Annotated in this window: 22 protein-coding genes; 16 read left to right on the top strand and 6 right to left on the bottom strand. The window is 47.5% G+C overall.

Features of this window, described 5'->3' with window-relative positions; genetic code table 11:
* Positions 1-97 precede the first annotated feature (97 nt).
* Positions 98-274, top strand: coding sequence for a hypothetical protein (locus RB2501_RS16190; RefSeq protein WP_015753429.1), 177 nt, complete (start codon positions 98-100; stop codon positions 272-274).
* 84 nt (positions 275-358) lie between these two features.
* A complete protein-coding gene (locus RB2501_RS03820) occupies positions 359-1,819 on the top strand; it encodes an MltF family protein (protein ID WP_015753428.1) in 1,461 nt (486 codons plus the stop codon).
* A gap of 89 nt (positions 1,820-1,908) precedes the next feature.
* Here RB2501_RS03820 and RB2501_RS03815 read toward each other — a convergent pair whose 3' ends face one another.
* Complete coding sequence (locus RB2501_RS03815) at positions 1,909-2,703, bottom strand: zinc metalloprotease (protein ID WP_041326966.1); 795 nt, start codon at positions 2,701-2,703, stop codon at positions 1,909-1,911.
* 159 nt (positions 2,704-2,862) lie between these two features.
* On the opposite strand from RB2501_RS03815, the gene RB2501_RS03810 reads away from it, so the two are divergent.
* From RB2501_RS03810 to RB2501_RS03795, 4 genes are all read left to right on the top strand, one after another.
* Positions 2,863-4,680: a PAS domain-containing protein gene (locus tag RB2501_RS03810; RefSeq protein WP_015753426.1), complete on the top strand. Its 1,818-nt coding sequence runs from the start codon at positions 2,863-2,865 to the stop codon at positions 4,678-4,680.
* Positions 4,677-5,075, top strand: coding sequence for a response regulator (locus tag RB2501_RS03805; RefSeq protein WP_015753425.1), 399 nt, complete (start codon positions 4,677-4,679; stop codon positions 5,073-5,075). The genes RB2501_RS03810 and RB2501_RS03805 overlap by 4 nt, the downstream gene beginning before the upstream one ends.
* 27 nt (positions 5,076-5,102) lie before the next feature.
* Positions 5,103-5,519, top strand: coding sequence for a response regulator (locus RB2501_RS03800; RefSeq protein ID WP_015753424.1), 417 nt, complete (start codon positions 5,103-5,105; stop codon positions 5,517-5,519).
* 177 nt (positions 5,520-5,696) lie between these two features.
* A complete protein-coding gene (locus RB2501_RS03795; protein WP_015753423.1) occupies positions 5,697-7,838 on the top strand; it encodes a S9 family peptidase in 2,142 nt (713 codons plus the stop codon).
* 99 nt (positions 7,839-7,937) lie between these two features.
* Here the strand turns inward: RB2501_RS03795 and RB2501_RS03790 are convergent, their stop codons facing one another.
* The 5 genes from RB2501_RS03790 to RB2501_RS03760 form a co-directional block, all read right to left on the bottom strand.
* Complete coding sequence (locus tag RB2501_RS03790; RefSeq protein WP_015753422.1) at positions 7,938-8,870, bottom strand: nuclear transport factor 2 family protein; 933 nt, start codon at positions 8,868-8,870, stop codon at positions 7,938-7,940.
* Between the two features lie 235 nt (positions 8,871-9,105).
* Positions 9,106-9,891 (bottom strand): DUF6090 family protein, encoded by a 786-nt coding sequence (locus RB2501_RS15735; protein ID WP_015753421.1) that lies wholly within the window; start codon positions 9,889-9,891, stop codon positions 9,106-9,108.
* 100 nt (positions 9,892-9,991) lie between these two features.
* The gene (locus tag RB2501_RS03780) at positions 9,992-10,660 is read right to left on the bottom strand and encodes a hypothetical protein (RefSeq protein ID WP_015753420.1); all 669 of its coding nucleotides are present in this window, start codon (positions 10,658-10,660) and stop codon (positions 9,992-9,994) included.
* Positions 10,661-11,348: 688 nt separating this feature from the next.
* Positions 11,349-11,639: a DUF2188 domain-containing protein gene (locus RB2501_RS03770; protein WP_015753418.1), complete on the bottom strand. Its 291-nt coding sequence runs from the start codon at positions 11,637-11,639 to the stop codon at positions 11,349-11,351.
* A gap of 286 nt (positions 11,640-11,925) precedes the next feature.
* The gene (locus RB2501_RS03760; protein WP_015753416.1) at positions 11,926-12,861 is read right to left on the bottom strand and encodes a hypothetical protein; all 936 of its coding nucleotides are present in this window, start codon (positions 12,859-12,861) and stop codon (positions 11,926-11,928) included.
* 381 nt (positions 12,862-13,242) lie between these two features.
* On the opposite strand from RB2501_RS03760, the gene RB2501_RS03755 reads away from it, so the two are divergent.
* The 10 genes from RB2501_RS03755 to RB2501_RS03700 all read left to right on the top strand — a co-directional run bounded on the left by RB2501_RS03755 (position 13,243) and on the right by RB2501_RS03700 (position 26,184).
* On the top strand, positions 13,243-13,629 hold the full coding sequence (locus tag RB2501_RS03755) for a hypothetical protein (RefSeq protein WP_041326964.1): 387 nt from the start codon (positions 13,243-13,245) through the stop codon (positions 13,627-13,629).
* Positions 13,630-13,636: 7 nt separating this feature from the next.
* Positions 13,637-14,071 (top strand): hypothetical protein, encoded by a 435-nt coding sequence (locus RB2501_RS03750; protein ID WP_015753413.1) that lies wholly within the window; start codon positions 13,637-13,639, stop codon positions 14,069-14,071.
* 69 nt (positions 14,072-14,140) lie between these two features.
* A complete protein-coding gene (locus tag RB2501_RS03745) occupies positions 14,141-14,467 on the top strand; it encodes a hypothetical protein (RefSeq protein WP_015753412.1) in 327 nt (108 codons plus the stop codon).
* A gap of 754 nt (positions 14,468-15,221) precedes the next feature.
* Positions 15,222-16,232, top strand: a complete 1,011-nt coding sequence (locus RB2501_RS03730) for a helix-turn-helix transcriptional regulator (protein WP_015753410.1) — start codon at positions 15,222-15,224, stop codon at positions 16,230-16,232.
* A gap of 68 nt (positions 16,233-16,300) precedes the next feature.
* Positions 16,301-18,985, top strand: coding sequence for an N-6 DNA methylase (locus RB2501_RS03725; protein ID WP_015753409.1), 2,685 nt, complete (start codon positions 16,301-16,303; stop codon positions 18,983-18,985).
* 1 nt (position 18,986) lies between these two features.
* Positions 18,987-19,898, top strand: a complete 912-nt coding sequence (locus RB2501_RS03720; RefSeq protein WP_041326960.1) for a hypothetical protein — start codon at positions 18,987-18,989, stop codon at positions 19,896-19,898.
* Between the two features lie 32 nt (positions 19,899-19,930).
* Entirely contained in the window at positions 19,931-21,526 is a 1,596-nt protein-coding gene (locus tag RB2501_RS03715) for a type I restriction-modification system subunit M (protein WP_015753407.1), read from the top strand.
* Positions 21,527-21,593: 67 nt separating this feature from the next.
* Positions 21,594-22,751 carry a restriction endonuclease subunit S gene (locus tag RB2501_RS15730; RefSeq protein ID WP_238528100.1) on the top strand — a complete coding sequence of 386 codons (1,158 nt, stop codon included), beginning with the start codon at positions 21,594-21,596 and terminating at the stop codon, positions 22,749-22,751.
* Positions 22,748-23,185 (top strand): 8-oxo-dGTP diphosphatase MutT, encoded by a 438-nt coding sequence (gene mutT, locus RB2501_RS03705; RefSeq protein ID WP_015753405.1) that lies wholly within the window; start codon positions 22,748-22,750, stop codon positions 23,183-23,185. The genes RB2501_RS15730 and mutT overlap by 4 nt, the downstream gene beginning before the upstream one ends.
* Positions 23,182-26,184, top strand: coding sequence for a type I restriction endonuclease subunit R (locus RB2501_RS03700; RefSeq protein ID WP_015753404.1), 3,003 nt, complete (start codon positions 23,182-23,184; stop codon positions 26,182-26,184). Before mutT ends, RB2501_RS03700 begins: the two co-directional genes overlap by 4 nt.
* Positions 26,185-26,907: the final 723 nt, after the last annotated feature.

Raw genomic sequence — 26,907 nt, 5'->3', positions numbered from 1 at the left:
GCCAACGGGCCCAATCCCGGAGAACAAACGTTCTTAAAAATTTGTTAATTTTAATTGACCTCCTTATATTTAGACCTGTAATCCAACCAATTACGTCATGTCCCATTCGGAAAAATTATACTTCGCCCGCATTGGCACGGCATTGCTTTTTATCTTCGTTGCCACCCTGACCCTGATGTATTTTGAACAGGTCAGCGACTGGATCCTACGGGAATGCACCGAACGCCTGAGCGCTTCCCTGAACAGCGCGGGTGGTTCCCTGGCAAACCGCTAGGCCTGGCAGGCCGGTGGCCCGAATTGGGAGTTGCGTACTCATTTCCAGGGGTTTTGTATCTTCTCCGGGTATTAACGAACTGAAATGCGCCTGCGTTCCCTCCCGTATATTGCCCTGTTGTTGTTGCTCTGCAACTGCTCCTCCCGACCCGGCGAGCCCGGTAGCCGGGCAGGGGACCCCCCCAAACCCGCCCGGACCGTGGATGCCATACGCGAAAGCGGGAAATTGCGGGCCCTGATCGCCTATAGCGCCACGAGTTATTTCCTGTACCGCGGGCAGCCCATGGGGTATGAATACGAATTGACCCGACGGCTTGCAGCAGACCTGGGGGTAGAATTGGACCTCCGGATTGCCCGCAACCTGGACGAAATGCTGGAAATCCTCCAGCGGGGGGAAGTGGACCTGGTGGCCCACGGACTGGCCATCACCCGGGAACGGAAAAAAAAGGTCGCTTTTGCCGATTACCTCTACCTGACCCGGCAGGTCCTGGTACAGCGAAAACCCGCCGGGTGGCGGCGGCTCACCCGCGACCAGATCCGGGACCGCCTCGTCCTGGACCCGGTGGAACTCATCGGGGATACGGTTAGCCTCCGCAAGAATTCCTCCTACCTGGAACGCGTCAACAACCTCTCCCAGGAGATCGGGGGCATTATCCATGTAGACACCCTGGACGGCAACCTGGCCACGGACGAAATTATCCAGATGGTGGTGGATAAAAAGATCAAATACACCTTTGCGGACCAGAACCTGGCCCGGATCAACGCCTCCCATCACCCCATCCTGGACGTGAGCGTCCCGGTGAGCTTCTCCCAGCGAATTGCCTGGGCGGTTTCCAGGGATTCCCCCGGGTTGCTCAAAGCCATCAACCAATGGCTTGAACGGGAGAAAAAAGAGACCGATTACTATGTCATTTTTAATAAATACTTCAAGAACCGGCGCAATTTCAGCCGGCGCGTAAACAGTCCCTTCTACAGCCTGAATGAGGGGAAGATCAGCCCGTACGACACGCTGATCAAACAGGAAGCGCGGGAAATGGGCTGGGACTGGCGCCTGCTGGCCTCCGTGGTCTACCAGGAGTCCCGTTTCAATGCCACGGCCCAATCCTGGACCGGGGCCTCGGGCCTGATGCAACTGATGCCCGCCACGGCCGAGGAACTCGGGGTGGCCGACCGGACCAATCCCCGGGAGAATCTGGAAGCCGGGGCCCGGTACCTGGAAGCACTGTACCAGCGCTTCCCCACGGTCACGGATTCCCTGCAGCGCATCAAGTTCACGCTGGCCTCATACAATTGCGGCTACCAACACGTAGAAGATGCGCGCAAACTGGCAGACGTCAGGGGGTATGACAAGGATTGCTGGGACGAAAACGTAGACCGGATGTTACTTGCCCTGAGTACGCCTGACAATTACCTGAATGAGGTGGTGGACTACGGCTATGTGCGGGGGGAAGAACCTTACCGGTACGTCAAACAGGTTTTTGAGCGGTTTGAGCACTATCGCTCCGTATTACAGGACATAGGGCCCGACATGGCATCGGTTCCCTGAGATACAATGATTCCATCCCGGCAGTACTCCCGCGGCAGATTCGCAAATTGAGGTTCCGGAAGCCCTGGCAACGAATGGCCGTTGCCGCCTTAACGCCCGCCGTTGGCCTGCAAGTCCTGCAGGCAGGCTGCATCCAGGCTGGGAACGTTCCCCCCGGAAATCATATTGACCAACCCCTCGCCGGTTTCCGCAGTCCAGTACATCAGGCAATCCTCGGCCGTGCAATGGCGGCCGTGTTCGGTATCCTGGTGCTGGGTTTGCAGTGGGGTCCCCGCGTTCACCAGGCCCAGCAGATGGCCGAACTCATGGTTGACCACGGTAGTTTCCAGGACGGTCGTGGATGGTGCCAGGGGCTGTCCGCTGAATTCCCGGATGGTCTCCCCAAAAACGACAAAGGACGTATTCCGGTAGGCAATCCCCAGGACAGACCCGGATTCCGTGTTTCCTTCAAAGGAACCGTCCAGAAAAATACCGCATACCGCCAGGTTGTCTGTGGTTGAGAACAGCGTGCGCACCTCGTCTTCCAGTTCCCGGATGTCCTGGGTGGAATAGACGTCCTGGCCGGGCGATGCGATTTCCTGCAGGGTGAGCGATATGCCGTCCGGCTTATTCAGGCGCTCCCGGAGGAAGTCCTGGAAATTATCGACGGTAGCCTGGGTAGGCCGCATGCCTTCCACATAGAGCAATTGCAATGAAAGCCCGCTGAAGGTTTCGCCGGACAAGAGGTCGGCTGCGGATTCACCGACAGCGCCGCGGTACCCCGGGCCCCCGTCCGGGGAGCCATTTCCGGAAGGGTCGCCGGCCGGGTTGTCGTCCATTGCATCGGTGGAACAGGCGGTTGCCAACAATAATAAGAACAAGCAGAGGTATTGGAACTTGCGCATAGAGGGAATTTTCGGGTTCACTTTGCCACTGTAACGAAAAGCCCTGCAATAATCGTATGTTTTCATCAATTGACGGCAATAATTGCCATAAATTCGAGTTGTAACAATATTCATGATGTTTCGTAAGAATTTTCTACTTTCGTACAAGCTGACCAAATAATGATACTCAACGACTTGCTGCTACTCCAGGCGCCGATCCCCATCGCCGCCCTGGACCAGGACCTGAAATTCCAGGGTTTCTCCGAGGCCTGGCACAACCAGTTCCGGACGGACCGGAGCACCAAAGGGTCCCGGATTGCAGAAGTCTTCCCCGATATGCCGGAGGAGCTCTTCCTGGACCTCTCCTATTGCCGGGAGGGACTCGAGCGATCCAACGACAGGATATTCTACCGCCATGCCGACGGTAAAATTGCCTGGTATTCCTGGAAAATGTCCCCCCTGGCCGCCGATGGCCCGATGCCCGGAGGCATCCTCCTGGTCCTTGAGGATATTACCGATCAGATGCGGGACCGCGACCTTTTTGAAAAAATGGAGCGGGTAGCCAGGATCGGGACCTGGGAGGTAGACATGGTGAAGAATCAGATTTTCTGGTCGCCGAACTTGCGGGCGCTGCACGAGGTACCCCCGGATTATGAACCGGTTATGGAGGAGGTAATCAAGTTTTACAAAGAAGGGGCCAGTAAGGACCTGGTGCTCAAGGTGCTGGACGAGAATGTCCGTACCGGGGAGCCCTGGGATATTGAAGTGCAGCTCATCACCGCCAAAGGACGGGAAATTTGGGTCCGGGGGATTGGCGAGGTAGATATGCATAACGGCAAGTGTATCCGGATTCGCGGAACCATGCAGGATATCGACAAACGAAAAAAAGCCCGGCTTGAATTCAAAAAAGTGAGCGAGCGCCTGAATATAGCCAAAGAGGGTGCTGAAATCGGTATTTGGGATTTTGACGTCGTTGGGCAGGAGGTTGCCTGGGACGAGCGCATGCACGACATATTCGGCATTGAAGCGAAAAAGTTTGAAAGCATTTTTGCCGCCTGGCAGGCAGCCTTGCACCCGGATGACCGGGAGTGGGTCAGGGAAAGAATGGGCCGCGACCTGCAATCTGCCGGGAAGTTCCAGATGGACTACCGCATTGTACGGCCGGATGGGGAAACCCGGTGGATCCACGACGAGGGAAACATTGTCAGGGACCCCGATGGGAAGCCCCTGCAGGTAATCGGCGCCGCCTGGGATGTCACCCGGCAAAAAATGGCCGAGGAGGAGATGAAAAAACTCCTGAATACCACCGTCAGCCAGAATGAGAGCCTGTTGAATTTTGCGCATATCGTATCGCACAACCTGCGGTCTCACGCTACCAACCTGTCGATGATCACCCAATTCCTCCTGGAGGACAGGATCGCCGAATCCGAACGTAAGAACGCTTTGCAAATGCTCGCCGGGGCTGCAAACGGGTTGAACGATTCAATTACCCACCTGAACGAGGTGGTACAAGTGCAGACGGGCAATCAGGAAGCACATCGGCCCGTAAACTTGTTTGCCGCTGCCCACAAAGCGGAAACCGAACTAGCCGCTTTGTTGCAGGCCGAAGGAGTCCGGCTGGACGTCGATATAGATATGGGGCTGGAAGTTATGGGCATCCCGGCTTACCTGGACAGCCTGTTTCTGAATATGATCACAAACGGGATGAAATACCGCGACCCGGAGAAAGAGAGCTTTATCCGGATCGGGGCCACCGTCGAAAACGGACGGTGCCGCATGGATTTCACCGACAATGGCCTGGGTATTGACCTGCAGCGTCACGGGGCCAAGCTCTTTGGCATGTACAAGACTTTCCACAAACACAAGGACAGCCGGGGAATCGGGCTGTTTATCACCAAAAACCAGGTAGAGGCCATGGGCGGGAAAATTACCGTGTCCAGCCAGCCGGGCGCAGGCACCACGTTCAGCGTCATACTCAATACAACCGACAATACATGAAAACACTGGAAAAAACCTGTATCGTAGACGACGACCCGATCCTGGTCTATGGGATGAAACTCATGATGAAGCAGGTAGAATTTTGCGAGGAAATCCTGGTATTTAACAACGGGCAGGAAGCCATAGACGGGCTGCTGGATATGCTCAACCGGGGAGAGGCCTTGCCATCGGTCATCTTCCTGGACCTGAATATGCCGGTGATGGACGGTTGGGATTTCCTCGAGTCTTTTGTCAAGATCCCCAACAACAATACGGAACGGGTTACCATATACGTGGTCAGCTCCTCGATCAACCCCGCCGACGAACAGCGGGCGCGGGAATACGAGGTAGTGGGCAACTATTTCGTAAAGCCCATAACTGAATTAGACCTGACCGGCATCCTCCAATCCGCATAAACAAACCCGCACAACCCCCCTGATAGTGTGATCTCACCTGCCAAACCAACCCAGGATAACCCCCCGTCTCCGCCCCGGTCCATCCTCCTGGTGGACGACGACGAAATGAGCCTGTTTGTAAACCGGGTGGTGGTGCGTCGCACGTTCCCGGACGCCACCGTCAGCCAATTGCTCTCGGCCGGGGATGCCCTGGAGCAACTCCTCGATCCTGGGAAGACTTTGCCGGACCTGCTGATCATGGATGTCAACATGCCCGTGATGGATGCCTGGGATTTTATGGAAGCCCTTTCCGGGGCGGAGCGGGACCTCAGCGGGATGAAACTCTATTTCCTGACCGCAGAAGTGCAGCCATCCGACCAGGCCCGTATTGAAAAATACGACCTGCAGGATGCTATGCGGGTGAAGCCGTTAAGCGAAGCAATGCTCGCTGAGATGGTGCATTAGGCCGGCGTTCTTACTGCTGTCAATCTTTCGTTTGCAATCTGTAAATTCCGGACCGCCTTCATCCGATTGTCGTACAATCCTCCGCTTTGTAAAATTCCGTAACTTCTCCCCGCCAGCTGTGAGTCGGCCTTTTTGGCCCGCAGGTGCAAGTACCAATCAGCTAAAAAACAACGATTAATGAAATACTACCTGTTTCCCGTATTGCTGCTGTTTCTGGCAGCCTGCAAAACCGAACCGGCACCCCCCCAGCCCCCGATAGCCGAAAAATCCCCGGAACAACTAGAAATACACGGCGACACGCGCACGGACGACTACTTCTGGATGCGCCTGAGCGATGCCCAGAAAAACGCGGAGGATCCGGACGAGCAAACCGCCAGGGTCCTGGACTACCTCCGGGCGGAAAACAACTATCTGGAGGCTGTAATGCAGCCGACAGAGGCCTTGCAGGACAGCCTGTACGAGGAAATCGTGGGGCGGATGGCCCCGGACGACGCCTCGGTACCGGTAACCCTCAATGGGTATAGCTATTACATCCGGTATGAAGAAGGCAACCAGTATCCGCTCTACTGCCGGAAATCCCTGGAGGAAGGGGCCGAGGAGGAAATCCTGCTGAATGGTCCGGAAATGGCCGAAGGCAAGGCGTACTTCAGCATCGGGGAACGGGAAGTCAGCGAAAACAACCAGTGGCTGGCATTTTCGGTGGACACCGTCTCGCGCAGGCAGTACACCGTTTATTTCAAGAACCTGCAAACCGGGGAGGTCCGGGACGAGCGAATCGAAAATGCCCAGGGCATCACCTGGGCCAATGACAACAAGACCGTATTCTACGGCAAGAAGGATCCGGAAACGCTGCGGATTTTCCAGGTTTACAAACACGTCCTGGGCACGGACCCCGCCACGGACGAATTGGTTTATGAAGAAACCGACCCCACCTTCCAGAGCTTTGTTTACAAGAGCCGGTCGCGCGACTACCTGTTGCTGATCTCGTCCCACTCGGAGTGGACCGAATACCGCTACCTGGATGCGAATACCCCGGACGGGGACTGGCAATTGTTCCAGCCGCGGGAAAAGGGGTTGATCCATTACGTGGACCATATCGGCGACCGTTTTGTGATCCGCACGAACCTGGAGGCCCCGAATTACCGCCTGATGTACTGTGGGGAAGACGCTACCGGAAAATCGGCCTGGGAGGACTTTATCCCGTACAACCCGGAGGTCCTCTTCCAGGGCATGGACCATTTTGAGAACTTCTCGGTCCTCGGGGAGCGGAAAGACGGGCTTGTGCAATTGCACGTGATCGACCGGCGGGACATGTCCGAGTACTACATCGATTTTGAGGATGCGGCGTACCGGGTATACACTACCGGCAACCCAGAATACAACACGGACGTACTGCGGTTTGAATATTCGAGTTTTTCAACCCCGACCGTCGTCTACGATTACGACATGGCCACCCGGGAGCGGACCGTCATGAAACAGGACGAGGTGCTGGGCGGCAGCTTCGACCCCGCCAATTACCAGACGGAGCGCATTATGGCAGAGGCCCGGGACGGGGCGCAGATCCCGGTATCCATCGTCTACCGCAAGGGTACGCCCAAGAGTGCGGAGACCCCGTTACTGCTCTACGGCTATGGATCGTACGGTTCCAACCAGGACGCCTCCTTCAGCTATCCGCTGATCAGCCTGCTGGACCGCGGCTTTACTTTTGCAATCGCACATATCCGGGGCAGCCAGACCCTGGGGCGGCAATGGTACGAGGATGGAAAACTCCTGAACAAAAAGAACACTTTCTACGACTTTATCGACAGCGGGAAGTACCTGGTGGAACTGGGGTATACGTCCCCGGACCACCTGTACGCCCAAGGGGGCAGCGCTGGCGGCCTGTTGATGGGCGCCGTGGTGAATATGGCCCCGGAACTGTGGAACGGGGTGATTGCCGCCGTTCCGTTTGTGGATGTGATCTCCACGATGCTGGACGAATCCATCCCGCTCACCACTTTTGAGTTTGACGAGTGGGGCAACCCGAAAGACCCGGAGTACTACGAATACATCAAATCTTATTCCCCTTACGACAATGTGGAGCGGAAGGAGTACCCGCATATGCTGGTTACCACAGGCTACTGGGATAGCCAGGTACAGTACTGGGAACCCGCCAAATGGGTGGCCAAGCTGCGGGACTATAAAACGGACGACAACGTGCTGCTGCTGGACACAAACATGGACGTGGGGCACGGCGGGGCATCCGGACGTTTTGAACGCTACCGGCGCACGGCCCTGATGTACGCCTTCCTGCTGCAGCTGGAGCGGGGCGGGTTCTAGGCGGGTCCTCGTACCCCGTGATTCCCTTGCGTTATACAAAAAAACAAAGCCCGCGACCCAATTGGGTCGCGGGCTTTCCTGCCATCAGGTGATTCTGGTTTATTCAGCCGGGGCATCCAGCCATTTCGTGCTCAGGTAGGCACTGGAACGGGTAATTTTCCCCTCGTCATTGAAATCGTGGATATACAGGGCGGGCATCACGATTTTGTGGCCGTCGGCTTTTCGCGTCATCCGGATATTCCACCAGCTCTGTACCACCTTACCGTCGCGCAGGTCGTACTCCAGGTAATCGGGGTATCCCACCACGTCGATACTCGTAATGTCAAAGGTTTCCCAGATTTCCTCATTCCGTGCCTTGGCTTCTTCCAGGGACATCGATTCCCCCCGCTCCATTTCCAGGCTGCTAAACCGGGCCTTCTCGTCAAAGAAACTATAAGCCGTCTCAAAATCGTCGTGCTCAAAAGCGTGCATCATCCGGCGGACACTGTTGATATTGTCGTGGTGGTTGTAGATAGTCCCGTTTTCGCGGTCCTGGAAACTCTCGCCAATTTCCCGGTATATTCGCTCGTTGTGGTAACTGATCTCCAGGTCCACCTTCCCGTCCTTCAGCCGGTACATCCGGTGGATGGGCACGTCGATCTTGACCCCGGAGCCGTTATGGACCCCTTTTAGCTGGCTCCAGTTCTGTACCCAGAGGGCTCCGTCCTTGTATTCCAGGGCATCCGGGTAGGACCCCTGCAACGGTTCGATGCTGAGGTAAGAGATGTTGTTTTTCCAGAAGTTGACGCGTCCCAGGTATTGTTCTTTGGTTGCGCCTTTGGCGTCTTTGTTCGGCGTAGAACCGTTAAAGGCCCGGAAATCTTCGTGGAGGAATCCCGCCACGGCCGCGCTGTCTCCCGCTACAAAGGCGTCGACCAGGGCGTTGACGGTTTCAATGGCCGGGTGTTCGATATAAATCGTCCCGTTTTTTTTGGATTGTCCATAGGCCATGGTCAGGCCCAGCAGGACAACGATAAGCAGTGCTTTTTTCATTTTAATAGGTTTTGGTTGATTATTTGAATATAGGCAGTCTCAGAAGGTACGAAATAAAAGCAGCCAACCTACCGGAGGATGAAAATAAATTACTGATTTTCAATTATTTATGTGTGGGAAAACTCCTCTGTGCCGATTGAAGTCTTGCGTAGGGGGCCAAGGAGATAAAGACGTCATTCAGAAAAGGGATAAAGGCAGAAGCCCTGAAGTGGGCCTGGGGAGGATCCGCAGCGCGTCAGTCTATCTCCCCCTCCATCAATTCGAGCATTTCCAGAATGCGGTCGCGAAGCGTCCCGGATTGGATGTTGGTTACCTGGTGGTAGGTGATGGCCTGGGCAATCATGCCCTCGAGTTCGACGTCTTTGAGCACCTCCCGGAGGTCCATGGGCCTGGGTGATTGGTCGATGGTCAGCTTGACGGAATTTTTTTTGTCGAGGGCTTCCGGGGGGGAATAACCATCCTTCCACACGGCGTCGTTGACATTCCTGGAGACCCCCAGCCGGTTGTAGGCGGGCGCCAGGATTTCCGAGCGGAATTTCTGGTACTGCAGTTCCAGTTCCTGTACCTGGTAGACCTCCGAAGACCAGTTCGACAACAGCCGCACCAGGGAATCGTTCCGGATCAGGCGGAGGTTGCTGCTTCCCACGATATCGTTCACAATCGGGTCGAAGGTAGGGTCCCTGACGAGCTTCCAGAAGGCATCGTATATCGCATTTTCTTCGATGTTTGCAGGGTGGTCGATCTGTTCCAGCAGGAAGTAGCTCGCTTCCAGCGCCTCGTTGCGCATAAAAATCTTCTCATCCAGCTGCGCCAGGTTGCTTTGGTATTCGCTGTGCAACTGTTTTAGTATGGACTGTTCCGTTGCCCGTTCCTTCAGGCCCTCGTTCCAGTTGTTAATCTGCAGGGCAATCAAAATCCCGATGACGACCAGGAAGATCTCGCCAACGGCATAAAGCAAATACCTGCTGAATTTGTTCTCGGCCAGGAGCCTTTGGCGGATTTTTCGGAAGAATTTGATCATGGTCCGGCGGTTGGCTTAAATGTAGAAAATTTTGCCAATCCCTGATGTTCTGCCCAAAATTCCCCGTTCGCCCGATGCCCTGCCCGATTAAATTTCGATTTTATCCGCCACAGCCCAGGGCCTCCATTTCCCGGGCAATTTTCAGGCTTTGGGGGATGATGTACCGCGGCCGGAAAAATTCCATTAGGTAAACCAGGTAGTTGTGATTCATCGTTTCGGCGCTGGCGGGGGTATTCGGGAAATTTGACTGCACTAAATCGAAATAATAACTATATACGTAATGATTTATCAGCTCTTGGAACCCGGTAAGCTTATGAATATAATCCATCATCAAATCGGTTTTCTCCTCTTCATTCAATTCAGGGGCTTCCATCCCTTCCGCACAGTACATAAATGTGGTGGAACTGGCCATCGCCAGGGTCTGCATTCCATAGGCGTCGCATGCAGACAGGGTCATATCGCCCAATTTATGCTCCCGCACCAGTTTTAAATACATATAGACGTACGATTCCATCATGGCCACACACTTCAGATATTTGGTGTCCAACGAAGCGAAAAACTCCGGGGTACTTTCCCTCATTCGCTCCAATTCCGCCTCCCAGGTTTCCGCGGCTTCCGAATTCGTTCCCTCGTTGGGCTGGCCCTCTTCTTGCGCATTGGCCTCGTTTTCCATTTGCGCGGTTTGCATCATGGATTCCATAAAATCCTGGCTCCAGGCCGCCGATGGGGTCAGGAGCAGGAGCATCCATAAACAGATCAGGTGTTTCATCTTATTTGTTTTTCAGTTTATCATAAAGTCTGGTAGCCAGGCGGTGTTCGTTATCCCGCACATGTCAGTATCCGAGCAAACAACCAGGTCCCTGGAAACATCGGGCTGGATCCGATAGAATATACCTATTGCCTGCGTGATCCGATAGCACAGATGTAACAAGCTATACCACATCGGTAACACGGGGTGCCCGGAGGCGGAGAATAGGAGTTATTTGCAGGGGAGTTCCAGTAATTGCTTGAAAGGTCGGGTTGAAATACCTCTGCCGAAGTTTTTCCAAACGACTTTGTAAAACCATGGAAAAGACAGGAATGGGTAGTGAGGGTTACAAAATAAGCCCCTGCGGATTGAACAAGACTACCGGTGCAGCCGGCTCACGGGAAAGTTAGCACATCCGCCCATCTCAAGAGGTACATGGCCAGAAAGGTAATTCCCGTACTGATCGCTATAATGCTCTCCCAATAAAACGTCCGTTGGCCCCATACATTTCTCCTCTTTTTACCAAATTCCGCTTTAAACCGGCCTACCGAAAGTTTCCAGACCAAAAAAGTGGTTATTACAAAAATAGCGATAGCCGTTATTGCCGCTGCGGTTGCTTCCATGGGTCTGGGGAGTATATTGATTCGTCAGGAAATTAGTTGCGGTTGGGGCTCCGCTTTCCCGTTTTCATCTCCCCGGTTTGTTCGTTTTAATCATAGCTGATCCGATCGCGTATACTGCCATCCGACCGGTGGATGATCACATCCGCCTTGTACTTCCTGGCCAGTCGCCTGGCCTTGCGAATAGCGGTGTCCTGACGCAGGTGTTTGGAGGTGATGCGTTTGTTGCCCTCCCGCCTGACGGCCCACCTGTCTTTATAGGGCACCACATGCTGGTGCCAGGTCCTCCCCCGTTTGTTCTGGCGGGCGCTTTTAAAAAAGACCTCTGCGAGTTCGATTAATATGTCGATCCAGGAGCGGGACGTAGTGCCTTTGGGCATTGGGTTGGTTTTTACACTCCCCAAGATACTGTTTTCGGGGGATTTACCCCGGGGCCCTGGGTTGGCGGCTGGCGCCGCCGACCAGAGAATGACGGCTCCTGCTTGGAAGCACTTCACAGAATTGATTCCCTGGGTTGCTTTCTCCTGCGTCGAAAGCGACCGGGCCGAGCGGCCGCGTGAGGTCCGGTGGACCTCTCGCAGCGAGGAGCCAGCCGGTGCGTTGGCCAAGCGGCGACTTGTCAACTCTTAGGGTGTCCGAATTGTATGCCTGTTTTTTATAATAAAATCATCTTTGACGACCTGCTGCGCCTGATTTATTCAGCACTTCAAGTTCTTTTAAATCCCTACAATTACTGCAACACTTCAAGTTAAAATTCTCGAGGGTAACGACATCAAAAAGTACGTTTTCCGCCTTATAAGTCCAATTGAAATATTCCCTCAGCATTCTAATCAATTCTATTATCTCTTTGTGATGTTCACTTAACCTTTCCCTGATAACATCAGCAGGATTGGCATTTCTAAAACCATGATTAATCTGAAGTCTTTCAAGGAGATTTTCTATGTCATTCAGACTTTTTCGTCCAAAGCTATGCCATTTTCCTAAGAGCTTCCATGTAGGTATAGGTAACCTATTATCTGCCCTAAAGACCCACTGACTGATGTCCCTGTAGAACTTTGACAAATCAAACTCTCCATCAATGTCAAAATATCCTGAATTCTTCAATTCACGGATTAACTCATAACTCTCGTTTAACTTCGGCAAATTATATCTGGGGGCAAATCCAGAATTGTATCGATAAATAATCGCGGCTTTGGTTATCTCATCCGCCAGGTACTTTTCAATAAAATCATTCTCTTTGAACCAATTTCGGAATTCCTCCACCAAATCTTCTTCCTTAACTTCTGGAGGAATCTTAAACCCTATAAAATCCTTATGCAGTAGTTCACACTCAAGGTAAAGATGATATTTCAATTTTTCATCCCGCTCCTGCACATAGGTGCGTGTATCTCTTTGGATTGGCACTTGTTCTAAATACGTTATAGGATCTTTGAGAATCGAAGAATAGTTAAAAAGATACCGCAGTTCATATTTGTTCAGGTAATGATAAATCCTGGTGTCGTTATAGATGTGCTCCAAGAAAACACCTTCTGTGACCTCGTCTTTGTGAAGCTCTAATCGCTTAGAAAGCTGACTAAGGGTATAAGTGGTTATATAGGCCATTGTTAGGAGTGATCAACCCCTTAATTTACTGAATAAGATGCATATAGCCTCCTCTCTTCGTCAAAAATTCCAAAAACGCCGATTATTCCCGTTATCTCCTATGTAAATGTGATAACCCGTAGGCCCAATATGATACTGCTCAACACTAATTAGTTGGTAGTTGAATTTGGCTATACCACTTTACACCAATTAAATTCTTCGGTTATTTAAATTTCACCGGTTCTGTTGCAAATTGTCTATTTAAGTCCGAACTGATATATTATTCGACTCTAGGTCTTGACTCATCGCGACTCATTAAATATGCAGATTGAGTGCACCCATTACAATTTTCTTTACCCTCAGGTTCACTTCTAATGATTTCAAAAAGAACCCGTTGTGCATATGATCACATATCAAAAAGAGTCCAAATTAAAACTGTCTTTTTCCGGGATGGTCATTCGTGTATCGGTAATTAAAAAGCATAATGAATTCTTCAAGTCGTTATCTCGATCAGGCTTCATATTCGGAACAGCAAATCACCACATCTTCCTCATGCAGGAGATGATGAACCCTCCCTGCGAACTCGTAGAATTTGCTGAAAAGCATTTGAAGCCTCTGGGGTTATCTGAACCAAAGGACTATGTGATCATTCCTGATTATACCGCTTTTGGGATAGATGGGTTTGATTACCGATTGCTGAATGCGCCCATTCCAGCTACTGAGAACATCCCTTGGTTGAACTCTGCCATGACCCCAAAAGGAAATTACATCTGGTACGAATCCAATTAATGAGACCATGGTCAAGTACTGGCAGGACTATTATCATGAGTACCTGGACGGATTTGAGAAGCAATCCGATGATGAGCTCGTTCGGGCCTTTAACAGCCAGGTCCATAACGGGGGATGGGGTGCTGCTAAACAGGGCTACCTCGCCGCTATTCGGCAATCCCTTGAAAAACGAAACATTGATTACTCTGAGGTAGGCGATGAAAGCTCCATGTCCTACAGGAATCATGTATTTCTGGTTGAAGGAAAACTACTCCGGCTAAGTGCTGTTCCAATACAAGCATTAATCCCTCTGGTAAAGCGTCATATTACTGGGTGCCTGAACATCCCTTTAAGCGGGGATCTTCAGATAAGTCATATAACTGATGAGTCGCTAATAGTCAATTTGGATTGTTTCCCCTATTCCATGCCTGTATCATCCAAAGCGCTTTCAAAGTTCCCGTAAGACACATCTGTGCAGATTGAGCGCACACATTAATGATTTCTTTGTAATGAACCTAAAACCGCGAGCCAAATGGAATTCGGAGTAATTACACAAAGTACCTTTGAAAAAGTAAATGACAACGGGCAAATGCTTCTTGAAGTATTCTATATGGGTGATGCCCCTGGCAATGCCTGTACCGTTTACATCTATTCGTTTGATGAGCATTTCTACCTGATCCCGGATTGGGGTGAAGGGTATGGTCCTGCAAAGAGCTTCGAAGAAGCCCTCCAATGGGACGGATTTGATTATGCCTCCCTTGATTTCAAAATGATCTCCGATACCCTGTCGGAGTCTACGCTTCGCCGTATAGAAGATGATTTCAGAAATCGAATGAAGCAGAAATCTGCTGACTGCTAATACAATCCTTTTCATTTATTCCTGTTACCAACCCACTTCTGACATTAGTTAATCCTTCTTAAGACTGCATATGATCACATGTCTTGACGCTTTGGAACAAGGGTATCTCATATTCCCGTATATAATCTGGCGGAGAGATGAGTTCGACTATGTTCAAATTCCCATCCACAGGGATGAACTTTGCGATCTTTTTGAAGAAGGGTTGTTCATTCCCAAATCATTGGAACGGGACTACGGATTTCATAAAGCAATACTTGAGTTATTCGGGGATATCTGGATTCGGGCGAAACGGAAAAAGAGCCCCAAAGACATGTATCTTGTTTTCAGTCCTGAGGCCTGTTGGCATTTATCCTCTGAATGCCCTGTGACTAAAGGCAGGTCTCCTGAGTTTACCTCTCTCATTCCCAAGGGGGGGCACTTATATGCCCTTTCCGGTGATCTCCTTCGAATAAATCAACCTCATTATGTAATTTGAGGATCCAAACACGATGAAATTTACTCTTAAACGTAACCTGTTTTTAGAGTTTTTTAGAGTTCCCTTAGTCAGAGTAAAAAACGGTGTTCGGCGTTTGGAAATCAGCTGGCCCACATTTGAATTATATTTCAATGTCTTCTATCTCGCTCGTCCCGAAGTACAGATGGGAAATAAGGTCCTCCTTGTTCAATAAGGAACCTGCATTTTCCATGATATCACCCAATGTGTGCAGCTATGGTGCACATGAATTCCGTACCTTGCTGAAAAGTCGCCCGATCTATGTCCATTAATAAAAATGCCATCGTTCGCTACCACAAGTTAGATGAGTGCTTTAGTAATCCTGGAAAAAATTATGGGATTCCGGAATTACTCGAGGCTTGTAATGAAGCCTTGGCCGAACTCAAAGGGGGTAGCAGCGGCATAAGTCGCCGGCAATTATACGATGACATCGCTTTTATGGAATCCTCTCAGGGATGGTCCATTGAACTGGAAAAGACCCGGGATGGGCGACGGGTTTATTATCGGTATGCCGACCCTCATTTTTCCATTAGAAACCAAATGGTAAATCCGATGGAAGCCGAGCAATTGCGCTCTGCTTTTTTAGTGCTTTCAAGGTTTAAGGGCATGCCTCAATTCGAATGGATTGAAGAAATGCAGATTCGCCTAGAGGATGCTCTAGGTTTGAAAGGTTCTTCTAAATCTATTGTAGGATTCGAGACGAATCCATACCTGAAAGGCTTAAATTACTTTGGGCGTTTATTTAATGCAATAATCAACAAACAATCTTTGAATATAGCGTATCAGGGATTTCGGCAGGAGAGACCTTCTACATTCCTATTCTTCCCTTGGTATTTAAAACAATATAATAGTCGGTGGTTTCTTTTTGGGCGTAACAAGGAATACGACTCTATTGTAAATCTCGCTTTAGACAGGATTCAGGAAATAGAGGAATCCTCACATGCCTTTATTGAGAACACCTCTATTGATTTCGATGAATATTTTGAGGACATTATTGGTGTAACCTTATTTGAAAACCAGGAATTAACAAAAATCCGACTTAAAGTTGATATCTCCCTGGCTCCATATATCAAAACAAAACCGTTACATGGCTCACAGAAAATAGTTGACCAAACAAGTAACTATGCCATCTTTTCTATAGAGGTTTTGCCTAATAAAGAGTTAGATAGCCTTCTTCTATCTTTTGGTGACAAAATTGAGGTACTCAGCCCTGATGGATACAGAGAAGAAATCTATGTCCAATTAAGAAACAGCCTAGAACATTATAACTAGTGAAGACTCAATGCACAAATCATATCTAGGTTTGCAGTATATGAATTTGAAAAGCCAGCACATCTGAAATGAGCAAATCTGAAAATCTTGAAAATCTTGCCCTAAAGGCCCTGAAGGCTTTTAGGGTGGTTTCCACAAAACCGGATGATGCTTTTCTTCTCCTTTATGTTCTAGGTTGCTTTCGTCATTATGTTAAACTTCAATTTACATCAGAAAAAAGCTCCTATACTTCAGGCCTTGCTCTTTTTCCGAATAGAAATGACCAGGGAGAATTATCCTTCACCCAAACTCGCTTGTTGCTATTGCCAAACTATGAGTTACCTGACTTTTTAAGGGATACCTATAGGATTTTTGAAAGGCGAATCGAGAATTTTCAATTATCAGAATCAAAAGAACTTCTGAAAAAATTAGAAGATCTCTATTTGAATCTACCCCCTGCCCTCTACGCTAAAGCTTTTGAGACTTTACTAGAGAAGATAGTTAAGGGTGTTGAAAGGAAGAGGGGGGAAATAATGCTGCCTTCAGAAATAGCAAAATTCCTGATTAATATTTCAAATCTACATGGGGGCAAAAGAGTGTTTAATCCATTTGCTGGCTTGGGAAGTTTTGGAATCTTCCTGAATGATTCAACCATTAATTATCATGGTCAGGAAATTGATGATTTAACCTGGGCGGTTACTACATTAAGATTGGATGCTCATGATAAGTTAAATAACTCATCATTTGAAAAAGTTGACTCTTTTCTATCCTGGCCTAATACCAATAGATACGATCTCATTATATCCAATCCCCCGTTTGGACTTCGCCTTGGAAAACATCAACAAACGACGGAAAAGAAATACAAAACTGTAGAGCAATTTCTACTCACTCAAGGTATTGAACTTCTTACGGATTGTGGTAAGATGATAGCAATAGTTCCGAATGGGCTTTTATATTCCAAGTCTAACAAAGGTGTCCGTCAGAGACTTATTGAAGAGGATCTAGTCGAAGCTGTTATCTCATTTCCAGGAGGATTATTTCTTCAATCGAATAGCCCTTTTTCAGTAATAGTTATAAGCAAAACAAAGGAGCGACCTGGAAGTGTGCTGTTTTTTCCAGGAGAGAATTATGCGCAACCATTAAACAATGGGCACTACCAATTGATGCTAGAAGATATTACCAAAGATTTTCTTAGAAGATCTGTAAGTATCCAAACTTCCGATCACTCTAGAACTGACGAACCTCCTTTCAATCAATTGGAAATCGACAAAGATTCCATTAAAAGTCAGGATTACTCCCTTGATCACGAACGATATCGATTCGAGGAAATAGAAGGAATTGAACTTCAGGAAATAGTAGAGGTCGAAAAAGGGTATCAATCAGGATTAATTTATGTTTCATCAATCTTTAACCGGAATGATTCTTTTCTTGAAAAATTTTTCAGAAAAATGGGTTTTTCACAACTTGGTGAACCATTTGATAAAGAGGGAGTAGCTAAAAATGATTATGGGAAAATTGTCAATCAGAATCGTTCAAAAATCCAAGAAGTTCTAAGGCAAGTTAAATTCATCTCAACAAAAGACTTAAAAAACGACCCCTATAATTATTCTTTAGAAATCGATTCAGTTCAGTTTCGTGAGCGCTCGCACAACGCAAGGATAATTGTGGATGAAGTAGTTTTAGTGACTTTAATTGGAAGTTCGCTCAAACCTACTTTTGTTTCCAATTCCGAACCTCCTTTTTATCTTCATCATCAGCTAATTGCACTCAAGCCAAATCCAAATTTAGTTGATCTCGATTGGTTTATTAATCATTTGCATTCTGATTCCATTAAAAGACAGTTGGCTTTACTCAAAAAGGGAAGTGGTATTTCTTATCTAAGGCGTCAGGATCTCTTAAGCTTGAAATTCGCTTTACCTAGTCTGAAAGAACAAAAGAGTGAAATGGTTCAGGCTACAAAGTTATATAGGCAAATTGATTCTCTGGAGAGCGATATAATACAACAAAATGCCTACTTACGCCATACGCTGGCAGGACCTGTTTCTGACTTATTTAATGCCGTTCAAAACATTGATGAAATTATTAGAGAAATAGCGCTTGAGCAATTACCTGAATTACTGCAACGAAAACTAAGTGCAAAGCACATTTTTACTTTGGAAAACTATCTGGAACAGTCTAAGACGAAAGCCAAAATTATTCGTGATACAGTTCAGCGCAAATTAAGCGTGGCGCAAACACTCGAGGGAAAGAAAATGACCAACATAGACCTATTCAGGTTTGTGGAAAACTACGTTCACGTTAAAAAAGATGCAAAGCCAGATTATGAAGTTCTATTCGACTATGACAAAGAAGGATTCACAGATGTACAGGGAAATCGATACCGGCCAAAAATATTAGGAAACAAGGAGCTGCTCACTGCGATGCTAGATAATCTTATTGACAATGCGGTAGCACATGCCTTTCAAAATAAAGGAAACGATCGAATCGAAATTTTCTTATCAACATTCTTGGAGGACCCTACAATTCAAACTATCGAAATCCTGGTTTCCAATACAGGAAATCCAATTGATTCAAGCCTTACATTCGATGATATAAAGCAAAACGGATTTAGCTTCGGAAGTGGTCAGGGCCAAGGATTTGGAGGTTGGTTTATAGATCAGGTTATTCGAAAGCATAAAGGAGAGTGGGACCTCATTGACGAATCCGGTCCAGAGAGACTCGCAAATAGTGATTTGGCAACCTCCTTCGAGTTAAAATTTCCAATTAGTGATTAAAATGAAGAATAAAACCTATCGAGTAATTTGGTTTGATGACGAGTATGATTCTTTAACAAGGATTCAGGAACATGCGCACTTAAATGATATAAAACTCACGGGATTCAAGAATTCTGCAAGTGGGATCAATGAGTTAAGAACAAATATTCGCTATTACGATGCAGCACTTCTGGACGGGTTGTTTTATAAAACACCTGAGGAGAAAGGAACACCTACAAAAGACGATGCACTAGGTGAAGTTGCCAGAGAATTAATTAGGCTTGAGGGGGTCAAGAAATTACCTTGGTTTATACTTTCCGGACAGGCTTCATTTACGAAGGAGAAAAATCGATTTGCCGAGGCATTTCAGGAAGGCTTAGTCTATGATAAGCTGGGTAATGAAGAACATCTGGATGAATTATGGGAAAGGATAAAATCCGAGTCAGATTTGCTCCCCGAAACCCAGGCTAGACATAATAATCCTGAAATTTTTGAAATTTTCGATTTAGGTTATTTACCTCATGAAATGGAAGAAAATATTCTGGATCTAATTAACAAGCCCTTGCCATCATCCAACTCAGAATTAAAAGAAATCTTAACCATTATTCGAAGTGTTCAGGAAAGTTGTCTTTATAATCTTGAAGGTATAAGTGTTTTGAATTCCTCATTGAATAGTTTTAGTTCAAAACTGAAACATTTATCAGGAAACCCATCCAGAGACCGAAACTGGGAGCCAGTTACACCGGTATATCAAACGAAGGAAATCAAGAATCTTCATGAATGGATTTATTACACTTGCGGGACATATATTCATTATCTAGAGCAACATCAGAACGAAAAGTACACTATTTCAAATTATGCCGTAGAGTCCTTAAGAAATGGAGTGCTTGAAATCCTTTTATGGTTTAAAGGAGTTTACGCTGATAACATTTAACCTAATAACTGCAATCATTATATTTTTTTGAAATGACCCAAACCAAAGCCGACATCAACTTCGAAAAAGAACTCTGGAATGCAGCCAATGAACTCCGCGGAGCTGTAGCCGAAAATCAGTATAAGGATTATGTGCTTCCCCTAATCTTCTTGAAGCACATGTCGGAGCGTTATGAGATGCGCCGGGATGAGTTAATGGATGCTTTCGAGGATGAGGCCTCAAATTACTACGGGCTATCTGAGGACGATAGAAACTACGTTCTTGAAGACCCAGATGAATACCTCTCAAAGAACACCTACATCATTCCCAAAAAGGCAACCTGGGAGTTTTTACAAGATAATGCCGAGCGGGATAACATCAAAGTCCTGGTGGACGAGGCTTTTGACACTCTGGATGAAACACTTGGTGCTTTCCGGCCTGAACTCAAAGGAATTTTACCGCGGATTTTTGTGAAGAGCCAGCTCACCTCTCGGCAAGTGGGTGGACTCATTAATTTGCTTTCGCACCCTAAATTGTCCGTAAAGGAAAATCCAGAGAGTGATATTCTTGGGCGCGTTTATGAATACTATATCGGGAAGTTTGCGATTGCTGAGGGATCCGGTGCGGGTCAGTTCTTCACTCCCGGCAGTATTGTTCGCTTGATGGTTGAAATGATAGAGCCTTACAAGGGTAAAATATTTGATGCTGCCTGTGGGTCCGGCGGAATGTTTGTGCAATCCCTTAAATTTCTAGAAGCGCACGGCGGAGACAAGCGTAATATTTCTATTTATGGCCAAGAACGATATAGTGGCACACTGAGACTGTGTAAAATGAATCTCGCCCTTCGTGATTTGTCCTTTGATGTCCGTTTGGGAGACTCTCTGCTGCAAGACAAATTTCCAGACTTAGAGGCTGACTATATCCTAGTGAATCCCCCATTCAACGTCAGCCAGTGGCATCCGGAGGATCTTCCGGATAAAGACCCTCGGCTCTTTGGACCTAAAGAAGAGTTTACCACAGATGGCAATGCCAACTATATGTGGATGCAGACTTTTTGGAGTCACCTAAGCAATACGGGAACTGCCGCGGTGGTGATGGCTAATGGTGCCATGACTACCGGGAATAAAGGAGAAAAGAATGTGCGCCAACATATGGTGGATGAGGGAATGATTGATGCAATTGTTCGCCTCCCAGACAAGCTCTTTCTTACTACCGGGATTCCAGCCTGTATTTTCATCCTGAGCAAAAACCGGGATGGCAAGGATGGGGTTCACAGGGAACGTAAAGAGGAGATTCTCTTTATCGATATGTCGAAGATGGGGCGAATGGAAAGCCGGCGACTGCGTGTGTTTGACGAGGCCGACCTAATAAAAGCAGTTGAGGCGTATCATGCCTGGAGAAATCTGCCTAATAAGGATAATGCTCCTTATGAAAACCAGGATGGTTTCTGCTATGCAGCTACCTTAGAAGAAGTTCAAAAACAGGATTATAAGCTTACTCCTGGTATTTATGTGGGGATAGAAGAAGAGGAGGATGACGGTATTCCGTTTGAGGAGAAGCTGGCCATTTTAAAAGCTCAATTAAAAGAGCAATTTCGTGAAGGTGAAGACTTGAAGAGGAAGATACTGGATAACTTTGATCAGTTTTAAGATGCGAAACGGTTGGAAAACACAAACCCTATCTGAGATTGCGGAGATAATTATGGGTCAATCACCTATGGGATCCTATACAAACAAGGAAGGTAAGGGTATTCCTCTATTGAACGGCCCGACAGAATTTGGTTATTCACATCCTGCACCAACCCAGTTCACTAATCAACCCAAAAAGTTATCAGTCCAAGGAGATTTGCTCTTTTGTGTAAGAGGTTCTACCACCGGTAGAATGAATTTTTCCGATCAAGTTTATGCAATTGGAAGAGGCTTAGGGGCAATTCGAGGGAAAAACAGCTATTCAACTCGTTATGTTAAATACCTAATTGACTTCTATTTAGACAGAATGTTAGCACTTTGTACAGGTTCAACATTTCCAAACCTAAGTAGATCGGATTTGGAAAATTTCTTAATTCGTACACCTGATCCTAAACAAGCTAATGATATTGCAGGCGTTCTGTCCGCCATAGACGACAAAATCGAAAACAACCTGGCCATGAACCAAACCCTGGAAGAAATGGCCATGGCGCTTTACAAACACTGGTTTGTGGATTTCGGGCCGTTTCAGGATGGAGAGTTTGTGGATTCTGAGTTGGGGCCTATTCCGAAGGGGTGGGAAGTAAAAGGAATTCTTGAAGTTGCTGATTTATTGAGTGGTGGCACACCGAAAACAAGGGTTTCTGAATATTGGGGGGGGAATTTAAACTGGGTGTCTGCCAAAGACATTGGCAATGAGGGGACCATTTACATATCTGAAACGGAGAAGAAAATTTCCTATTTGGGGTTGAATAATAGTTCGGCAAAAATTTTGCCAGAAAATACCGTTATAGTTGTGGCTCGTGGATCAGTGGGGAAATTTGGAATAATATCTAGTCCAATGGCCATGAATCAATCTTGCTACGGTTTGTACTCTACAAGTGAATTTTCCCAAGGAACAATATATCTGATCATTTCGAATTTAATTGAGGAGTTTAAGAGAAAATCGTACGGCTCGGTATTTGATACGATTACTACTTCAACATTTAAGACCACCTCTGTCATCTATCCTCAAGAAAAAATAATCTTTTACTTTAATCAAATTGTAGATCCTTTATTCAAAATGATCAGGTCCAAAGTAACTGAAAATATAATGTTGAGCGATCTCCGAGATACCCTACTTCCTAAACTCATCTCCGGAGAGGTTCGCTTAAAAGAATTCCGGGAAGAAGTAGAATCTGCACTATGATTGAAGTTACCGCTGGCATCATACAAAATGCATCAAAAAAGGTGCTTATAACCCGGCGAAAAGCCGGCAAGCATCTAGCGGGCTTTTGGGAATTCCCGGGAGGCAAAATTGAAGCGGATGAAACGCCGGAAGTGTGCCTGGCGCGTGAAATTATGGAGGAGCTTAACATAGGTATTTCAGTACGGTCCCATTTCATGGATTCTACTTATGATTACGATACTAAATCCATCTGTCTCAAAGGGTATCTAGCTGATTATTTAGAGGGAGATATCATCCTTACCGACCATGATCAATATAAATGGGTAGCGCAGTCAGAACTTTCAAAGTACGAGTTTGCTCCAGCAGATATTCCGATCGTTAAAAAACTGATGCATGACCTAGAACTCCCCCGAGATATCAAAAAGTTGAAATCACTTGCAAAAGAACTTCTATGACTCGGGAATCAAATATAGAGCAGGCCACCATAGAATGGCTGGAGGATCTGGGGTATCCGTATCTGCCGGGAGAGGAGCTGGCAGAGAATTTCAAAGAGGTGGTCCTTAAAAAGGACCTTAGAGGCTTTTTGGAGAAAGCCTATCCCGGTCTCCCACTTGAGGTCTATGATTTAGCTGTTGGGGAGTTTACAAACAATGCAGGCGTAGATCTTGACCATCGTAACCGCAGTTTTCATCTTAAGCTCACTAAAGGACTGGAGCTGCCGTATGAGAATTCCAAAGGTGAGGAGAAAGCCATCCACATGTACCCACTGGACTACGAAAATCCAGATAACAATACCTACCGGGTTGTCAATCAATTTAGTGTTACAGGAAAAAACGTCCGGCGGCCCGATGTGATAGTATTCATTAATGGGCTTCCCTTGGTGCTATTCGAGCTGAAAAACTGGTATGACGAGAAAACTTCCATCAAAGAGGCTTTCAACCAAATTGGGCACTACAAAAAAGACATTCCGGAGCTTTTCGAATACAATGCTTTGACGGTCATAAGCGATGGTAACGAGGCCCAGCATGGCATGTTCAGCTCCAGTCTGGAGTGGTTTGCGCCGTGGAAAAGTATCGACGGGCGCACCACAGTGGCTGACGGAGATTTTCAAATGCATACGCTTCTCTTTGGCCTCTTCCCCAAAGAGCGACTTTTGAATTACATAAAAAACTTCATTTTTCATGAAGATCACAACGGGACACTGATTAAGAAAGGCGCCAAGTACCATCAATTCTTCGGAGTCAACTTTGCGGTAGATGCGGCCAAACGCGCTGTGCGTCCATACGGTGATGGGCGTATTGGAGTGATCTGGCATACACAAGGAAGCGGCAAGAGCATCTCTATGGCGATGTATACCGGGATCCTCAGAAGCCTTCCAGAGCTTAAAAACCCTACCATTGTCGTCCAGGTAGACCGCAGCGACCTGGATTTTCAATTGTATGAAAACTTTGTGCTGGCTAAAGACTTAGTTGGTGAAGTATCCCATGCGGAAAGCACAGATGAACTTAGGAGTTTGCTCTCGGCCGGAGCGGGAGGCGTGATCTTTACCACTATTGAAAAGTTCCGTTTGAAATTAGGGTATGAAGATACCGAAGGAGAAGAGGAGCACCCTGTTCTTTCGGAGCGAGAAAATGTGATTGTGATGGCTGACGAGGCGCACAGGACCCAATATGGATTGCTAGACGGGTTTGCGTCCAATCTGCGCAAAGCCCTTCCAAATGCCTCCTTTATTGGATTTACCGGCACTCCTATTGACAAAAAAGATGCCGATACGGAAGCAGTCTTTGGAAGTGTTATTCACACCTACGACATACAGCAGGCGGTTGCTGACAAGGCAACGGTAAACATTTACTATGAGCCGCGCCTGGCTAAACTCCATTTATGGAATGAAGATATCGATGAGGAAGTAGCTGCCATTACTGAGACAGACGAGGAGGATGGAAACATGAATTGGGCGGCCATTGAGGATGCCGCCGGTGCAGCGGATAGGGTCAAGGAATTGGCCTCGGACATTTTAAGACATTTCACGTTGCGCACCGAAACCCTCGAAGGGAAAGCCATGATCGTTTGCATGAGTCGTCGCAACTGTGTCAAGATGTACGATGCGCTTACCGCCTTGGAAGGATGCCCCGAAATCGCCGTGGTAATGACTGGGAACATCTCTAAGGACCCGAAGGAGTGGAACCCTCATATCCGGACCAAAGAGGCCAAAGAAGCGCTTAAAAAGCGTTTCAGGGACCCGAAAGATCCGTTGAAAATGGTCATTGTCCGGGATATGTGGCTCACCGGATTTGATGCCCCATGCGTTCATACCATGTACGTAGACAAAATCATGAGAGGTCATAATCTCATGCAGGCCATCACCAGAACCAATCGGGTATTCCGGGATAAGGATAATGGCGTTATTGTCGATTACATTGGTATCGGGGATAACCTGAGGAATGCCGCCAGAAAATACACCCAGGGCGGTGGAAAAGGGAAGCCCACCATCGATATGAAACAGGCCCTGGAGCTGTTCAACGACCAGATCGAGGCCTGTCTGCAATATATCCCCGGGGATATCGACTACAGTCCCTGGAAGCGTTTGCGGGAAGGGGATAAACTCCTCCTGGTTAAAACTGCTGTAAATGCGATTGTACCCAGCGACGAAGACTCGCAAAACTTCATGCTGGGAGAGAAAAAACTCTCCGGGTTGCTGTCCATTGTGAAGAATCAGCCGGTTATTCAGGACAAAGCGGTAGATGTGCTTTTCATTCAACATGTGGCCAAAGCGGTTCGAAATGCCAAATCGGTTCGCATACAGCGCGAAAACCACCGCGAGAGGGTAAAGGAGCTCATCAGTCAGAGTATTGATTCCGAGGCGGTGGTGGATGTTTTTGCAATGGCCGGCATCGAAAAACCAGATATCTCCATCTTAGATGAAACCTTTCTTTTAGGAGCGAAAGAGGAAAAGGATGGGCATGCGCTCAAGATTGAGCTGATCAAAAACATCCTTAAAGATGAGATTAAGCTCCGCCTTCCTAAAAACATCAAGAAATATACTTCCTTAAAAGAAGAGCTCGAAAGAATCTTAGAACGCTACCATACCAATGCCCTTGACAGCTATGCAACCATATTAGAGCTGGTCAAGCGTGCGCAAGAGTTACAACACGAAGACTCGCGGACTAAGGAATTAGGCCTGTCCGAAGAAGAACTCGCCTTTTATGATATCCTGGCAGCCAAAAAAGAAATAATCTCAGAAAAAGGACCCATTCAAGATATCGTTAAGGCGGTAGTAAAAGCAGTGAAAAAGAACCTACAACTGGACTGGACCAAAAAGGAGAATGCCAAGGCTCAGATTCGGCTGGCTGTAAAGCATGAGCTACGACGCAGGGTGTCTATGAGCGAATTAGATGCCATCCTGCAGGAAATCATGGAGCAGGCTGAAGGGCAGTTTAAGGATTGGACTGCATGATGGAAGTTGGTTCCACATAAGCATAATCGATTCGGCAGCGTTAGTAAGAAGAACATGAAAATCAGATTTAACTTCGATGCATTAGCGAAACTGCTCTCTCTGATAGGTGTTGGGCTCATGTTCGGATCAGTGATCATTATCCTCTTTTACGAGAGTTTTCCCAATTGGTTATTCTATTCCGCAATGGGATATATGGCTTTTATCATGTTGGGGGCTTTTGGATTCTGGAGTATGCTAGCTGACTGGTTTCGCAAGAGATACTGAATTACAGCTGCTTTAAAGAATATCTCATCTAAATCGCACGCATTTACTTAAGGTCTTGTGACCTGGATAATTCTCCCCGGGAAACTGCAATCCGATCAGATCCTTGCAGGTCTGTTCATCGAATGTGCTGGAGACCGTGCAGGTCTTCGCTGTGAAGTAAAGTCTCCCTGATTGTTTGCTTTTTACCGGCGTGACATCCCCCTGAAGCACCAGTACAAAGAACGGCTCACCATCCTTTCCTTCCCTTTGTTTGTAATCTTTTACGTTTACCATGATTAAATAAATTATGGATCATAGGGGGGGCCTCCCCACATCCTCGTTTAGGGAGATGTTTTGGGAATAGATGGAGGTTTAATAAAATTAGTAAATGACCTGCTTTTATGGTGCCCTTTAAGAACTCATCTGTGAGGCAATAGTGCACAGCATCATTATTCCTTTGCTGTAAGGGAATTTGATAAC

This window comes from Robiginitalea biformata HTCC2501 (assembly GCF_000024125.1).
In the GTDB taxonomy this organism is placed as follows: Bacteria; Bacteroidota; Bacteroidia; order Flavobacteriales; family Flavobacteriaceae; genus Robiginitalea; species Robiginitalea biformata.
Note: the sequence above shows the minus strand (reverse complement) of the source record. Positions and strands in the feature narration are given on the sequence as shown.

Bases quoted from the DNA above. Each gene is read 5' to 3' on its own strand.
- RB2501_RS16190 (WP_015753429.1), top strand. From the start codon at position 98: ATGTCCCATTCGGAAAAATTATACTTCGCCCGCATTGGCACGGCATTG.
- RB2501_RS03820 (WP_015753428.1), top strand. From the start codon at position 359: ATGCGCCTGCGTTCCCTCCCGTATATTGCCCTGTTGTTGTTGCTCTGC.
- RB2501_RS03815 (WP_041326966.1), bottom strand. From the start codon at position 2,703: ATGCGCAAGTTCCAATACCTCTGCTTGTTCTTATTATTGTTGGCAACC.
- RB2501_RS03810 (WP_015753426.1), top strand. From the start codon at position 2,863: ATGATACTCAACGACTTGCTGCTACTCCAGGCGCCGATCCCCATCGCC.
- RB2501_RS03805 (WP_015753425.1), top strand. From the start codon at position 4,677: ATGAAAACACTGGAAAAAACCTGTATCGTAGACGACGACCCGATCCTG.
- RB2501_RS03795 (WP_015753423.1), top strand. From the start codon at position 5,697: ATGAAATACTACCTGTTTCCCGTATTGCTGCTGTTTCTGGCAGCCTGC.
- RB2501_RS03790 (WP_015753422.1), bottom strand. From the start codon at position 8,870: ATGAAAAAAGCACTGCTTATCGTTGTCCTGCTGGGCCTGACCATGGCC.
- RB2501_RS15735 (WP_015753421.1), bottom strand. From the start codon at position 9,891: ATGATCAAATTCTTCCGAAAAATCCGCCAAAGGCTCCTGGCCGAGAAC.
- RB2501_RS03780 (WP_015753420.1), bottom strand. From the start codon at position 10,660: ATGAAACACCTGATCTGTTTATGGATGCTCCTGCTCCTGACCCCATCG.
- RB2501_RS03770 (WP_015753418.1), bottom strand. From the start codon at position 11,639: ATGCCCAAAGGCACTACGTCCCGCTCCTGGATCGACATATTAATCGAA.
- RB2501_RS03760 (WP_015753416.1), bottom strand. From the start codon at position 12,861: ATGGCCTATATAACCACTTATACCCTTAGTCAGCTTTCTAAGCGATTA.
- RB2501_RS03755 (WP_041326964.1), top strand. From the start codon at position 13,243: ATGATCACATATCAAAAAGAGTCCAAATTAAAACTGTCTTTTTCCGGG.
- RB2501_RS03750 (WP_015753413.1), top strand. From the start codon at position 13,637: ATGGTCAAGTACTGGCAGGACTATTATCATGAGTACCTGGACGGATTT.
- RB2501_RS03745 (WP_015753412.1), top strand. From the start codon at position 14,141: ATGGAATTCGGAGTAATTACACAAAGTACCTTTGAAAAAGTAAATGAC.
- RB2501_RS03730 (WP_015753410.1), top strand. From the start codon at position 15,222: ATGTCCATTAATAAAAATGCCATCGTTCGCTACCACAAGTTAGATGAG.
- RB2501_RS03725 (WP_015753409.1), top strand. From the start codon at position 16,301: ATGAGCAAATCTGAAAATCTTGAAAATCTTGCCCTAAAGGCCCTGAAG.
- RB2501_RS03720 (WP_041326960.1), top strand. From the start codon at position 18,987: ATGAAGAATAAAACCTATCGAGTAATTTGGTTTGATGACGAGTATGAT.
- RB2501_RS03715 (WP_015753407.1), top strand. From the start codon at position 19,931: ATGACCCAAACCAAAGCCGACATCAACTTCGAAAAAGAACTCTGGAAT.
- RB2501_RS15730 (WP_238528100.1), top strand. From the start codon at position 21,594: ATGGGATCCTATACAAACAAGGAAGGTAAGGGTATTCCTCTATTGAAC.
- mutT (WP_015753405.1), top strand. From the start codon at position 22,748: ATGATTGAAGTTACCGCTGGCATCATACAAAATGCATCAAAAAAGGTG.
- RB2501_RS03700 (WP_015753404.1), top strand. From the start codon at position 23,182: ATGACTCGGGAATCAAATATAGAGCAGGCCACCATAGAATGGCTGGAG.